Below are 15319 nucleotides of genomic sequence, written 5' to 3' on the forward strand. Positions count from 1 at the left end.
AAATAACGATGTAAGCGTTTCACACGCTTTAAAGCACTACTACTTTTTTTATCCTTCTAACCATTTACATATTACATGTACAAAAATTCGGTTGTACAAATGGAGGTACTGGATTCATGAGCTCAAAATACGTTCAATTGGATGAAGGCTGGTCCCAATTTCACGGACCAAACCTTGGATATTTGCTGGAGATGTATGAGCTTTATAAAGAAGATGCAGATTCAGTAGATGAAGAATTAACACTTTTCTTTGAAAAATGGGGTGGCCCACCAGAAACTGAAAATACTCCTACACAGTCAGGTACGGGTGGCGATATCCATGCAGCCATTAAAGCTGCGAAACTCACTGACCACATTCGTAGAAATGGTCATTTAATGGCCGACATCTCGCCGGTTGAAAAGCGCGAGACGAAAAATTTGTTTGATCTAAAGAATTACCATTTAACTGAAGAAGCCCTTAGGGCAATCCCAGCACACTTATTAACTCCACATGCACCGAAATCCGTAGAGAACGGTCTTGATGCGGTTAACCACTTGAAAAAAGTGTACAGTTCGGCTTTGGCGTTTGAATTTAATCAAGTGCATGACTTGGAAGAGCGTGAGTGGCTTTACAAAATGGTAGAGTCGGAAGAATACCGTCCGACGTTTACGGAAGACATGAGGAAAGACCTTCTAAAACGACTCAATCATGTAGAAGGGTTTGAACACTTCCTTCACAAGACTTTTGTTGGACAAAAGCGCTTCTCAATCGAAGGTCTGGATTCTATGGTACCGATGCTTGACGATGCGGTTAAAGAATCGGTTACGGACGGTGCTAAAAATGTCATGATCGGGATGGCTCACAGAGGGCGTTTGAACGTGCTCGCACATGTTCTTGGAAAACCGTATGAAATCATCTTTTCTGAGTTTGTGGACGCACCAAATAAGGAACTTGTTCCATCAGAAGGTTCAGTAGGGATTAACTACGGTTGGACCGGAGATGTGAAATATCACCTTGGGGCAGATCGTGAAGTAGAAGAGCAAGAAGAAAAAGCAACGGTTTCCCTTGCGAATAACCCAAGTCACTTAGAGTTTGTCGATCCTGTGGTTGAAGGGTTTGCTCGAGCTGCCCAAGATGATCGTAGCGAGCCTGGTTACCCTAAACAGGACAAGTCTAAAGCAATGGCAATTTTGGTTCACGGAGATGCAGCTTTCCCTGGCCAAGGAATTGTTGCTGAAACATTAAACCTGTCCCAACTTACAGGCTATGCTACTGGCGGAACGATTCACGTCATTGCCAACAATAAGATCGGTTTTACAACGTCTAGTCACGATTCCAGATCCACTAACTATGCAAGTGATTTGGCAAAAGGTTTTGAAGTACCTGTTATTCATGTTAACGCCGATCACCCAGAGGCTTGTGTTGCAGCGATGCACCTTGCTTATGAATACCGTAAGCGTTTTGAAAAGGATGTATTGATCGACTTGATCGGTTATCGTAGGTACGGACACAACGAAATGGATGAACCGGCAGCAACCCAACCACAAATGTACAAAGAAATCCGTAAGCATAAAACCGCATATGAACTTTATGCAGAACGCTTACATGAAAAAGGAATTATCGAAAGCGAAGACGGGAAGAAAATGCGCCAAGAGCTTTTAGATGATTTGCAGTCTCAATATGAAGCGATCAAAGCAAATAAACGAGACCGTGCAGGCGAGATGAACCCACCTGAGAAGGTTGTTCAATCCCTTGATAATATCGATACAAAAGTAGATTTAAAGACCCTTAAGCAAATAAATGAAGAATTACTTAAGTTTCCTGAAGGATTCAATGTGTTTCCGAAGCTAAAGAAAATTCTTCAGCGAAGAGAAACGGCATTGGATGGGGATGGAGCAGTAGACTGGGCACTTGCGGAGACCCTTGCATTTGCTACTATTCTTCATGACGGAAATCCAATCCGCCTTACCGGTCAAGACTCCGAACGAGGAACATTCTCACAAAGACATATTGTGTTGACAGATAGCGAAACAAATGAAAAATATTCGCCCCTTCACACGATGCATCACGCGAACGCTTCTTTCGCTGTTTATAACAGCCCGCTATCAGAAGCGGCAGTCGTAGGCTTTGATTACGGTTATTCCGTACAAGCGCCGGAAACCCTTACGATTTGGGAAGCACAATACGGAGACTTTTCTAACGGAGCTCAAGTCATTTTTGATCAATTCGTGTCAGCTGGTCGAGCCAAATGGGGCCAAAAGTCTGGACTCGTCTTGCTCTTACCTCACGGCTATGAAGGACAAGGACCTGAACACTCTAGTGGAAGAGTGGAGCGGTTCCTTCAACTTGCAGCTGAAAATAACTGGCATGTAACGAACGTGACAAGTGCGGCTCAGTATTTTCACCTTCTTCGTCGTCAGGCAAGCATCTTAGGTAAAGACGAAGTGAGACCACTCGTCGTTATGACACCGAAGAGCCTTCTTCGTCATAGCAAAGTCATCTCAACTAGTGAAGAAGTGGCAAACGGCAAGTTCCACTCCATTCTTGAACAACCGGGTCTTGCTAGAAATCCGGAAAATGTGAAAAGAATTGTGTTTGCTACAGGGAAATTAACCATTGATTTGGCTGAAGCGGCTGAAGAATTGGAAGACAAAGATACGGTCCACGTGGTCAGAGTAGAAGAGATCTATCCTTTCCCAAGAGAGGCCGTAGCTGAACTTAAAGAGAAGTATCCTAACGCTAAAGAATGGGTTTGGGCTCAAGAAGAACCGAGCAATATGGGTGCTTGGCACTATGTATTCCCACACCTTAAACACTTGGCAGAAGGCCATGCTGAAGTGAAATATATTGGACGTCGACGTCGATCGGCTCCTGCAGAAGGCGATCCAAAAGCGCACAAACAAGACCAGAAAAAAATCGTAGAAGATGCGTTGTCGTTAAATAGCGAAGGGAGAGAAGAAGAATGATCGAAATCAAAGTTCCTGAACTAGCAGAATCCGTAACAGAAGGTACAGTAGCACAGTGGTTAAAACAACCAGGGGATCAAGTAAACAAAGGGGACGATATCGTAGAACTGGAAACGGATAAAGTCAACGTGGAAATTAGCGCTGATGAGTCCGGTACGCTTAAAGAAGCTCTCTTTGAAGAAGGGGATACAGTTAAAGTAGGGGATGTTATCGCCATGATCGAAGAAGCCGGTGGTGCATCTGCTTCTGAAACAAAAGAAGAGCCAAAAGCTCAAAATGAAGATTCTCAAAGTAAGAGTGAACCTAAAGGGCAAGCTTCTACATCCGAAGAGTCAGCATCTGACTCTACTGGTCGTCCGATTGCATCTCCATCTGCACGCAAGTATGCTCGTGAAAAAGGAATCGACCTTAGTGAGATTTCGGCACGTGACCCACTTGGTCGTATCCGTAAGGAAGATATCGAAGAACACGAATCCAAGCAGAAAAAAGCCGAGTCTAAGCCAGCTCCAGCAAAGCAGGAAAAGCCAAAAGATGATCCAGCGAAGCCGGTTGAGCGTGTTAAAATGTCCAGACGCCGTCAAACGATTGCAAAGCGTCTAGTTGAAGCTCAACAAACGGCTGCGATGCTAACCACGTTTAATGAAATTGATATGACGAACATTATGGAACTTCGTAAACGCCGCAAGGATCAGTTCTATGATAATAACGGAGTAAAGCTTGGTTTTATGTCATTCTTTACGAAAGCTGTTATCGGTGCGTTGAAGAAATATCCACTCTTAAATGCTGAAATTCAAGGTGACGAAATCGTCATGAAAAAGTTCTATGATATCGGAATGGCGGTATCTACAGACGACGGTCTTGTTGTACCGGTCGTACGTGACGCAGATCGCCTCGATTTTGCTGGAATTGAAAAAGAAATCGGCAACCTGGCCGGAAAGGCGAAAGAGAAGAAACTCACTCTAGGTGATCTTCAAGGAGGAAGTTTCACCATTACTAATGGTGGTATCTTCGGATCCCTTTGGTCTACACCAATTTTAAACACACCACAAGTTGGTATCTTAGGTATGCACAAGATCCAGATGCGCCCAGTAGCCATCGACGACGATACATTTGAGAATCGTCCAATGATGTATGTTGCTCTTTCCTACGATCACCGTATCGTTGACGGAAAAGAAGCGGTTGGGTTCTTAGTAAAAGTAAAAGAGTTAATTGAAGATCCAGAATCTCTTCTTTTAGAAGGATAATTTATATTATTGAGAGTCCGCTTTTATTAAAATAGCGGACTCTTTTTATACTCTTAAGGGTAAAGTATAAAAAACATTAAGGGCGTTTATGAGGTGACGTGATGGAAAAAACAAGAGTGATTGTAGTAGGTGGTGGAATCGGTGGACTGACAGCCGCTGCTTATTTATCAATGGAAGAAAAATGTGATGTGACGTTACTTGAAGCATCTCTTGAATGGGGAGGGTGTGCAGGAAAGTTCTCAAGAGGAGCATATACTTTTCCTGTTGGCGCTACACTTGGCTTAGGATTTGAAGCTGGGGGCATACACGATCAAATTCTAAACGATTTAAACATAGAAATAGATTGTGTTCTCTTAAATGAAGTAATGACGGTTAACATAGGCGAAAAGAAGATTGTCTATTTTAAAGAAAGAGATCAGTTCCTCGTGGAAATGGAGAAGCATTTTCCGGAAGATATAGAAAACATCCGAGCTTTCTTTAAGCACTGTTGGAAGATGGCTTCCCCAATCTATGAAATGACACGCCATTTTCCGGTGTTACCACCTGTTACACCTAGCGAGTGGCTTCGTCTCCTCGCTTTGGCCCGCCCAAATCAATTGAAGTTAATTCCTTCTTTTAACCAAAGCTTGCAAGGTGTATTAAAGAAATATGACCTGGATAAAAATAAACTCTTTGTCCACTTTATTGACGGTTTAATTATTGACAGCTTGCAGGCGACTAGTAAGCATGCTTCTTTTCTAATGGCGGCTATTGCCCTTGACGTTTATCATCGAGGGGCTTTTTATTTGAAAGGCGGTTTATATAAAGTAGCTGATGCCATGGTAAAAAAGGTTGTTGAAAATGGTGGAACTGTGAAAAGGGGACGACGAGTGGTATCTGTAAGTAAAAAGGATGGTCGATGGCTAGTTGTCGATCAGCGAGATCGAGAGTATGTAGGGGATCATGTGATCCTCAACACTCCTCTTGAGAGTCTTGGAGAATTACTTGATCCATCTTTATACCATAAGCTTCCAAGAAAAACGAAAGTAGAAAAAGGAGAGCAGTGGGGAGCTTTCACCTTGTATCTCTCGGTTAAGGAAGAGGTGTTTCCTGAATATTTCCCTTTGTTTTCACAAGTCGTACCAGATCCATTAAAACCGGTTACAGAAGGGCACCACCTATTCGTATCTGTTTCTTCCGATGAGGATCGTTTAAGGGCGCCTAAAGGATTTAGGACAATGACAGTCTCTACTCATACAAACCTTAGTAGGTGGGGAGAACAGGAGTCATATGATCAATTAAAAGAAGAGATGACAAATTTCATATTGTTGCAGTTAGAGACCGTATTACCTAATGTAAGAAAAGGGATTACTCAACTATACCCTGGTGCACCAAAAGCGTGGGAGCAATTTACAAATCGCCCGAGCGGTGGGGTAGGCGGATATCCACAAACAGTCAAATCTAGCCTGTTTTACGACAAATCTCACCGTTCGAACATAAAGGGTTTGTGGTTTTGTGGTGACACCGTTTTTCCAGGGGCAGGGACGATGGCTGTGTCCAGCTCAGGATTTCATGTGGCAAGGTCAATAAAAACGGACTTAAAATTAAAGTGAATAATCAGAATTTAAACGATTGTTTAAATAGTGGCCAGCAACTTCATGAAAACTACGTTCAACATGTTTGTGCGATTACTTAATATGAAAGCACCTGGGTTGATACATGAAAATGAGTATGCCCCTTGGGCAGTAAGTTTTGTCTTTGATTATGAAAAATGATGGGGCGTGTTGTTATGCGGGCCTTATATTGTATCAAGAATATATTCATTTAAAGGAAAGTGGACTCACCTTGAAAACCTCATGGTATGAAATATAGTTTGTGTTAAATTACTCGTTCCTTAACCCCTTAACCATTAAAATCAGAATGAATCATGGGTGATGTGGCAGGCGTCGAACTGAAGAAGTGCCTTGGTAGGTGGTGCAATTCATTCTCTCGCCATGTTTACGGAAGAATGATTCGTGGAAAAAGGACAAAGAATATAGATAAAGGAGTGTTAGAATGTCTAAAAAAATGCTTATGATTGTAACGAGTGCAGACAAAATCAATTCAGATAACAAAACTGGCATTTGGGTATCGGAGTTCGTTGAACCGTATTTGGCTTTTGTTGAAGCAGGGTACGACGTAACCGTAGCCAGCCCTAAAGGAGGCAAAGCGCCCCTTGATCCGAATAGCGCTGAAGACGAGCAGCTAAAAGAATGGGAAGAGCCCCTCAAACGTTTGGAAGAAACAACACAACTTCAGCAGGTTTCCAAAGAAGCCTACGATGGCGTGTTTTTACCAGGAGGGCATGGAACGATGTTTGATTTCCCTGATGACCCTTCCTTAAAATCCATACTCAGCCATTTTGCTGATCATGATTTGCCGATCGGAGCAGTCTGCCACGGACCTGCAGGATTTGTAAATGTGACCAAATCGGATGGAACATCCCTAGTTGAAGGGAAGAGAGTAACGGCATTTACCAATGAGGAAGAAGAGTCAACCGAACTTGATAAGCACATGCCATTTTTACTTGAAACAAGTCTACGAGAAAAAGGAGCTCAATTTGAAATGGGGTCCATGTGGTCTGACTTTGTAATCGTTGATGGCAATTTGGTAACAGGCCAAAACCCTCAATCTAGTTTAACAGCGGCAAAAGCTTTTGTGGATGTTGTGGAAACAAGACGTAAAGCGGTATACGAATAAACGCAAACAACCAGGCTCATTGAGCCTGGTTGTTTGCGTTTTCCGCCATTTTTCTAAAGCGAATTTCATCTTCAACTAGTCCGCAGCTGCCACATTGAACACGTTTATCCGGACCTTGATAAGCCAAATGAAACGGTGCTTGCCTCTCAACTTCTTCATAAGAGCCTTCTTCTCCATTCCACATTACGGATGTAACGACTTGATCGATGACATTAAACCTTGTTTTCGCCTTACATGACGGACACATATACGTTTGTTGCATACACAACTCCCTTTCAACATGTTATGCAAATAGTATAACCATAAAGCTGTGATTTCATCTTTCTTGTACTTACAGGTAAAAGGGTTGTATGGTACATTTATAGTTCTTGTACCGACTAAAGAGGGAGCCTCTAGAAAAGAAAGGAATCAACACCATGAGATACGATACACATTTGGCAATGACTATGGCAGTTGGTAGTGGCTTAAGTTACTTTCAACAGGACACGACCTTTACCGCCCTTTATATAGGTGGACTTGTTTTAGGAAGCTTACTTCCTGATATTGATGAACCAAGTTCTTTCATTGGAAGGAGGCTACCTTTTTTCTCCAGACCAGTGAAGCGTTTGTTCGGACATCGGGGAATCACACACTCAGTACTCTCGTGGCTTCTTTTGGTATATGTATTATCCTCATATACAAATTTGTTTGTCCTAGGGCTAGTTACTGGTTATGGGGTCCACCTTTTAGGAGACTTATTTTCAAAGAGAAGTATCCCTTTATTGGCTCCATTAAGTGGGTTTCGACTAAAAATGCCGATCACATACAAGTCTTCAGGATTGTTTGAAAATACGGTTTTATTTATCAGTGTCATCGTGACCATTTACTATTTTTTTCAAGGCTCATTACTAGAAGAGTTATTAAAGAATATAGGTATTTAATCCACTAGTTCGTCGTGGTATGATAAAAGGAAGAACGTATGATCGTATATTTGTAATGATAGGGGGAGTACGCCTGATGTCACCGGAATTCTTCGAACAGTTAAAAGCCATTATGAAAAGCCACCCCATTGAGGAAAAAGTGTTAGTTGTTCCTTCAAAACGAGATGGTCGTTTGGCAATTGATGCTTTAGCGAAAAATGGTACGCCTGTCGTTAATGTACATACAAAAACAATTGAGGACCTTGTAAAAGAAAGTGTTCTTTGGAAGGTTGAAAGAGACAATAAACACGAGATTCCAGAAGAAGTCGGGAGACAGATGGTCTTTCAGATTATGAAAAGCTTAAAGGATGGGGGAGCTTTTAAGTATTTTAGCAAAATCAAACTAACCCCTTCTTTAAGTGAGGCCGTTTTTAAGGGGATTCTGGATATTAAACGGAATGTTTTAAACGTAAAAGATCTTTCGCCAACGTGCTTTCAGCATAAAGATAAAGGTCAGGACTTCTTGCAGATCTTATCACGGTATGAAATGGAAAAAGAAGAAAAAGGCTATGTGGATCGAGCAGACCTTATTCAAAAAGCTCTATACTCGGAAGAAAAAGCGGATAGTAACATTATATTCATATACTTTCCCCATGACGCTTATCAGGCACTTACAGCTTCGTTTTTAACTCGTTATGTGAAAGAGGCCAAGCTTTATCGTCCACAGTTTTCGAATGTTGCGAACAGTGAGCAAAACAGACAGATGCTAAGCGTTGAAAGGGATATCCAATCCCAAACAATTGAAGAAAAAATAACCACAAATAAACCGATGACAACCCTTGGTGTTGCCTTTAGTGCTGAAGATGAAATCAATCAAGTACTTGCTCATTTGAAGCGAAATTCCATCCCATTGGATCAAGCAGCAATCTATTATCCAGCCTCTAACCCCTATCATCATTTACTGTTTCAACTCAAAGAGAAAGAAGGCATCGGTATAACTTTCGCTGAAGGTGTGCCTATATCATACTATCCTTCGGGGAAAGCACTTTTTGCTCTATTGAATTGGATTAGGTCCGACTTTACTTTACTTGAACTTGAACGATTACTAGAAGAGAGGCTGATTTACGAAGCAGAGGGCATGTCTGCTAAACAGATGGTCACAGCTTTGAAACAATATGGAGTCCATAAGGGGCTCCACTCCTATAAAAGAGTGACGGAACGTATGGTGGAAAAAGGGAAAAGGGACTCTCTCACCGACTGGTTAACCTCTCTTCTATCATTAATCCCCATCCAGGGGAGATATGAATCTGTTGATTACAGTGAATTTTTACAATCACTAACAATGTTTTTGAAGAGTTGGGTCAGACACTCAGGTCAAGAAGACGCCTCTTGCCGATCGCACATCGAACTTATGGTTGATCAAATTGCACCTCATATGCGCATGCACGTGAAGGGGAGTGAAGCAGTTACTCAAGCAGAGTATTGGCTATCAAAGATGAACGCGACAGCTTCCATGCCAAAGCCCGGACATTTGCATGTAACACCAGTAAGAACGAGTTTATATTATCATTTTGATCATGTATTTGTAGTGGGTATGACAAGTAAAAATGTACCTGGTACACAGAAAGAAGACCCGATTTTACTCGACCAAGAGCGAATGGCTATTCATCCGCATATGATGACATCTGTAGAACATATGAAACGTCAATCGTGGAAAACAGTGACGTTAACGACTTCTCTTAGTGGGGAGACGTTCTTTTCGTACCCGCTGATGGATATCGCCGGGAACAGAAAATCAAGCCCAGCGTATGCCTTTATCCAATTGTATCGTGTTTTGTACAACAAGCGTGATGCGACAGGGGAGCAAGTGGAGTCCGATCTCGGAAAAGAAGTAGCTATTGTGAGTCTGGCGAGCACGGAGATAAGCGAAATGTCTTGGTGGTCGGACAAGCTCTTCGGTGGAATGGCACTAGATAGTCGTTTTTACAAAAGCGATCTTTTTGCTCATTTGTTGCAAGGAGAGGTGGCAGACAATAAGAGAAGAACCAATGATTTTACGGCCTATGATGGTCATTTAAGAGGGCTTACAAGTCACTTAAGTCCCCTGAAAAACGAAAACATGGTTATGAGTGCCAGTAAGCTGGAAACCCTTGCTCAATGCCCTTACAAGTATTTCTTAAAACACGTTTTGGAAATTGAGGTCGAAGATGAGGTTGAAGAAGATCGGTACGTATGGCTTGATCCAGCTACAAAGGGAACCCTTCTTCATACAATCTTTGAACGATTCTACCAGAATCTCTATGACAGAGGAAAAACATTTGAAGTCGATGGTACATTTGAATGGATTGAACCCATTGCTAGAGAAGCTATTGAAGAAGTAAGAGTCGTTTTACCGCCTCCAAACGAAGTGATCTACGAACTGGAAACAAAGGATATTTTAGATGCTTGCTTTATCTTCCTTAGACTGGAAGAGACATTCTCTCAGAATCGCAAACCGGTTTATTTTGAATACGAATTTGGTTTTAAAGATCAATATACCGTTAAAATTCCTATTGAAGATAAAGGGCAATTAGAGGTCAGAGGAAAAATTGACCGGGTTGATCAATTACCAGATGGTACGTATAGTACAGTCGATTATAAAAGTGGAAGCACTTTCGGTTTTGACGAAGATCGCTATTATAACGGGGGAAGAAAGGTTCAACACAGCTTATATGCCTACGCATTTGAGCTTTTAAATCATGGGAAGCTCGTGTCCTCCTCTCACTATCTGTTTCCGACTAAAAAAGGTCAGGGCGAGCAAGTGGTTCGTGATTTCGGTAGAGAGAGAAAAGAAGAACTTGTAACCATTGTTAAGCATCTTTCTGCTTTTCTTGAAGAAGGTCAATTTCCTTTCACAGATGACCCTGATGATTGTAAGTTCTGTGACTTCAAACCGGTTTGTATGAGGCACGACTATGAAGAAGAGCTGGTTAAAGAGAAACTAACAAGTGACCGTACAGAAGGAGCCAAGCTTTTAAGGGAGGTACGCAAGCATGACTAACCTTATCGACCAACACCAACGAGATCTGATCAACCACGATTTAGACCGGAACTTCCTTGTGGAAGCGGGGGCAGGGTCCGGCAAAACGCGGAGCCTGGTTACCAGAATGACAAACCTTATTGTATCAGGGAAGTACCAGATTCATGAAATCGTGGCTATTACGTTTACTCGTAAAGCGGCAGATGAGCTCAAGGAACGGTTTCAGGCATCGTTGGAACAAACGGCCAATGAGCCATCGGAAAACTTGGAAAAAGAGAGAGTTGTAAAGGCGTTGGAGCATTTTGACCAATGCTTCTTAGGGACGGTACATTCCTTTTGCTCTAAGTTACTAAGAGAAAGGCCCGTTGAAGCAGGGCTGGACTTCGATTTTAAAGAATTGGACGATGTGGAAGACGATAAGCTTCTCGATCAAGCGTGGGAAAGGCATCTCATTACGACTCGCCTCCATGAACCGGAAAAGCTGACTGAGTTTCACGGGATTGGTATTGATGTAAAAGAACTTAGAAATGCTTTGAAAACCGTAAAAGACTATGAAGATGTGAAGTGGTTTACAAAAGGAAAAGATAAGCCTGATATTGAGCATGTGTTTAAAGAGCTGGTCCACCTCATAGAATACGCCAAGCGCTCGTTACCAGACCAAAAACCTCCTAAAGGCTACGATGCTCTTCAGAAAAAGCTAAGAGAAGTGATGAAGGTTCTCTCGTATTATGACATGGCTCAAGAGCGAAACAAAATTGCGATGTTTAAACTCTTTTCAAGTAAGTTGACAATTGTACAAAATCGTTGGTCTTCCAAAGATGATGCAAAAGACATTTTGGAAAAGGCTCAAAGCTTTCAAGAACTTGCCAAAACATTTTTGGATGAGTGGGCAGAATATTGTCATCAACTCATTATTCCCTTTATTCGACCTGCACTCAGCGCGTATAAAGAGCTTAAAGCCGACCTTTCTCAGCTGAATTTTCAAGATTTGCTTTTGTTAACAGCGAAACTGCTACGGGATAACCCTGACATCAGACGTTACTTCAAGAATAAATACCGTTGTCTTTTAGTAGATGAATTTCAAGATACAGACCCGGTGCAAGCGGAAATGATGCTTTTTTTAACCGGAGATCAAGTTGAAGAAAGGGACTGGACGAAGCAAGTACCTAAACCGGGTTCTTTGTTCGTTGTAGGAGACCCTAAGCAATCGATTTATCGATTTAGACGTGCTGATATTGATATCTATCAAAAAGTGAAGGAAATGATTTCTCAAACAGGTGGAGAGACGCTGGACTTGGTCATGAATTTTAGAACCACAAGCCGAATTACAGAACGAATTAACCCGGTTTTTAAAGAGGCTTTACCTGAGAAAGAGAATTCATATCAGGCTGCCTATCGCCCACTCGTCTCTTATAAGCAGGATCAAGAAGATGAAGATATGCTTGGTATATACTCACTCACTGTACCAGATGGGAACAAAGGTACTGTTATGGATGAAGAAGCCCATCGAATTGCAGCGTACATTTCCGATAAAGTAAATAGGGGAATTGCTAATCCGAGCGATTTTATGATTCTTACTCGTTACAACGAAGGTGTATCAGAATACACAAAAGTGTTACAAAAATTCAACCTTCCTGTAATGACTTCGGGAGAATTTACCCTAGATCAAGACCGGTTATTGTCTAGTTTTTCTCACCTTTTGATGTATATAGCCAAGCCGTCAAGCTCGTTTTACTTTACTGCAGTGTTAAGAGGACCTTTTTTTGGAATTAGCGATGAGCTTCTCTTTAAATTTAAAGAAGAAGGTGGAAGCTTCCATGCATACTCAAAAATCCCGAATACACTTACTGGAGAAGAGCAACAGCTTCTTGTTTATGCTTTTGAGAAAATAAGACGTTATTTAAAGTGGTCAAAAGAAAAAATTCCAACTGCGACCATTTCACTTATCGCAGAAGATGTATGCTTATTAGGAAAGTATATGATGGACAAACGGACAAAACGTGAGGTCGTTCATTATTATCAAATAGTCGAAAAAGTACGGGATAAAGAAATGCAGGGGAGTATACTCTTTGGTGACTCTGCAAGAGCCTTTGCAGAACTTGTTACTGAATCAACGCATGAAGAGATGCTGTTACCTGAAGATGCACAGGCTGTAAGGGTGATGAATGTTCATAAATCTAAAGGATTAGAAGCTCCTTATGTATTTTTAGTACACCCGAAAAAATGGACAGATGCGGGAAAATTCGTAGATAAGCATATTCAACGCTCATCTTCAGGTTCAATTGGTTACTTTACATTCAATCGCGCCATCGGACCTCATAATCGTAAAGAGCGAATGGCACAACCGATTGGTTGGGAAGAAAAGCATGCAGAAGAGACCACCTATTTAAAGGCAGAGGAGGACCGATTGTTATACGTGGCTGCTACAAGGGCAGAGCGTATGCTTGTGGTCGGCCGGACAGACAAAGAGAAAAATACTGCAAATCCATGGACAAGCCTTCATAATGGAATCACCCAGCTAAAGGAATTAGAGCTACCGGAATCTTTTGAGGCACCAGCGCTTCACGACAACATAAAAGAGGTTATTCCATACGATTTGTTTGCCTCCTTTAAAAAAGAAAAAGCAGATTGGCTCGTCCATGCAAAAAAAGAGACGTTTACCTATGCAACGCCTTCAAAGAAGGAAGCGAACGGACTAGAGTTGGAAAGAAGCGCAGGTGGGGGGAAGGAGTGGGGAAGCTTTGTCCATGACCTTTTCGAAGAGCGTATTAAACATGGACAACAAGCACTGGATAAAATTCCTCACTTATTAAAAAAATACAGTATAGATTCAAAACGAGAAGGTGAAGCCAGAGAGCTCGTGGATGACTTTGCAAAGAGCACCTTGTTTAGTCGCATCTCTCAGGCTGATCACGTTCTAACGGAGGTACCTTTTACTTATCAAGAGAATGCAACTATCCATAACGGGATTATTGACCTTGTATTCAAAGAAGGTGCGGAATGGGTCATTGTGGACTATAAGACGGACCGATTGAAGAAAGAGGAAGATTTGTCCGACCTTACAAAAATATATGAAAGCCAGTTAGACTCGTATGTGGAAGCTTGGACGAGATTAACAAAGGAGTCGGTAAAAGAAGCGACCCTCCACTTTGTTTATTATCAATAAATAAAGATGAATTCTTAGGTTTTCACTATTACGCCCGGTAGGAGAAAACACCACTCTACCGGGCTGTTTTTAAGTGCGGGAGCTGTGGAGCTGACGGAGGGCACTGAAAACGATCGATCTTTACCATTTTTCATGCCTTCAAACCCTGTTGTTCCTTACATGATAACAAATTTCTTTTCGGGATCTGTTTTATGATCTTTATAGTAAGATACCATTGGACGAAGAGTTTCATTAAAAGGTGGAATTTCAATGCCAGAAGAAGAGAGATCTTCACTGGCTTGTGTCGTATCGTATTGTGCTTTGCACACAAGGTAAGCCAATGCTTCTTTCTCAACACCAACCCATTGCCTCAGCTTCCTAAAGGTTAAGAAATAAGTGACGGGGCGTAGAGGAACTTTTCCTAATGGCCTTCTTCCCAGGTATTCGACCATTAGCATTCGGTATATCTCCTTCATTGGAAGAGGTGCGGGATCTGTAAGGTGGTAGGTCTTTCCCTCTCCGATCTCTGCATGACTTAAGTAAGCTGTTGCTTTTATAACATAATCCACTGGGACAAAGTTCCCGTCAGCCTCTCCAGATCCTAAGTATGGAATAACAGGAAGAAAAGAGAGCCGATCGAACATATTTAAGATGAAGTATGGGCCATCGAATTTGGTGGTAGCTCCAGTTTCAGAGTTCCCTCGAACTATACCGGGTCTTATTATAGTAGTGGGAACAGTATCTTTGAGATCATTAACTAAGAGTTCTGCTTCAAACTTCGTACTCTCATAATGATTTTTAAATTCTTGATTTTTATCCAGTTCACTTTCATAAATAATCCCTTCACGCTTGCCGGAAACATAAGCTGTGCTAAAATATACATATCGTTTTAGGTCCGATAATGATTTCACCCATTCATTTACATGTTTTGTTCCCAACACATTTACTAGGTAAGCTGTTTCAAATGGAACAGCTAAGTCATAAATAGCGGCGAGATGAAAAACATAATCGATGTGATGAAGCTCTTGCTTTTCTTTGAAAAGAGAAGGTGTTGTGATGTCTCCAGTGATGACCTCATAATGAACGTGATCAAAGGTGATCTGTTTTAAATCACTAATGGTCTTCTGAGCAGCTTCAAATTGGGATTCCAAAACGAGGAAGTAAAACGTTTTTTGTTCATCGGATGGACTAAGAGCAATTTCTTTGACTAATTCCTTAGCAATAAAGCCGGGAAAACCTGTGAAGAAATATGTTTTCATTGATGTGTGCCTCCTTTGGCATGAGGATAACATATGATATTTTTTCGTGAAATCTTTTATTGTAGTAAAAAAGTATGACTAATATTCTCT

9 protein-coding genes are annotated in these 15319 nt (G+C 41.6%); 7 read left to right on the plus strand and 2 right to left on the minus strand.

What is annotated here, in order from left to right; translation table 11 throughout:
- Positions 1–116 precede the first annotated feature (116 nt).
- The 4 genes from G476_RS0107730 to G476_RS0107750 all read left to right on the plus strand — a co-directional run bounded on the left by G476_RS0107730 (position 117) and on the right by G476_RS0107750 (position 6907).
- The gene (locus G476_RS0107730; RefSeq protein ID WP_026689597.1) at positions 117–2945 is read left to right on the plus strand and encodes a 2-oxoglutarate dehydrogenase E1 component; all 2829 of its coding nucleotides are present in this window, start codon (positions 117–119) and stop codon (positions 2943–2945) included.
- Positions 2942–4189, plus strand: coding sequence for a 2-oxoglutarate dehydrogenase complex dihydrolipoyllysine-residue succinyltransferase (gene odhB, locus G476_RS0107735; protein ID WP_026689598.1), 1248 nt, complete (start codon positions 2942–2944; stop codon positions 4187–4189). The genes G476_RS0107730 and odhB overlap by 4 nt, the downstream gene beginning before the upstream one ends.
- A 101-nt stretch (positions 4190–4290) precedes the next feature.
- Entirely contained in the window at positions 4291–5781 is a 1491-nt protein-coding gene (locus tag G476_RS0107740) for a phytoene desaturase family protein (protein WP_026689599.1), read from the plus strand.
- Positions 5782–6223: 442 nt separating this feature from the next.
- Positions 6224–6907: a type 1 glutamine amidotransferase domain-containing protein gene (locus G476_RS0107750; RefSeq protein WP_026689600.1), complete on the plus strand. Its 684-nt coding sequence runs from the start codon at positions 6224–6226 to the stop codon at positions 6905–6907.
- Positions 6908–6923: 16 nt separating this feature from the next.
- Here the strand turns inward: G476_RS0107750 and G476_RS0107755 are convergent, their stop codons facing one another.
- Positions 6924–7169, minus strand: a complete 246-nt coding sequence (locus G476_RS0107755) for a hypothetical protein (protein WP_026689601.1) — start codon at positions 7167–7169, stop codon at positions 6924–6926.
- Positions 7170–7323: 154 nt separating this feature from the next.
- Here G476_RS0107755 and G476_RS0107760 point away from each other — a divergent pair, with 154 nt between their 5' ends.
- The 3 genes from G476_RS0107760 to G476_RS21480 all read left to right on the plus strand — a co-directional run bounded on the left by G476_RS0107760 (position 7324) and on the right by G476_RS21480 (position 13991).
- Positions 7324–7827 carry a metal-dependent hydrolase gene (locus G476_RS0107760; protein ID WP_026689602.1) on the plus strand — a complete coding sequence of 168 codons (504 nt, stop codon included), beginning with the start codon at positions 7324–7326 and terminating at the stop codon, positions 7825–7827.
- 76 nt (positions 7828–7903) lie between these two features.
- On the plus strand, positions 7904–10846 hold the full coding sequence (locus G476_RS0107765) for a PD-(D/E)XK nuclease family protein (protein ID WP_026689603.1): 2943 nt from the start codon (positions 7904–7906) through the stop codon (positions 10844–10846).
- Positions 10839–13991 (plus strand): UvrD-helicase domain-containing protein, encoded by a 3153-nt coding sequence (locus G476_RS21480; protein ID WP_035186265.1) that lies wholly within the window; start codon positions 10839–10841, stop codon positions 13989–13991. The genes G476_RS0107765 and G476_RS21480 overlap by 8 nt, the downstream gene beginning before the upstream one ends.
- A gap of 155 nt (positions 13992–14146) precedes the next feature.
- On the opposite strand, the gene G476_RS0107775 is transcribed toward G476_RS21480, so the two are convergent.
- Positions 14147–15229, minus strand: coding sequence for an SDR family oxidoreductase (locus G476_RS0107775; RefSeq protein ID WP_026689604.1), 1083 nt, complete (start codon positions 15227–15229; stop codon positions 14147–14149).
- Between the last annotated feature and the right edge of the window lie 90 nt (positions 15230–15319).

The organism is Alteribacter aurantiacus DSM 18675 (assembly GCF_000429705.1).
GTDB classification, from domain to species: domain Bacteria; phylum Bacillota; class Bacilli; order Bacillales; family Salisediminibacteriaceae; genus Alteribacter; species Alteribacter aurantiacus.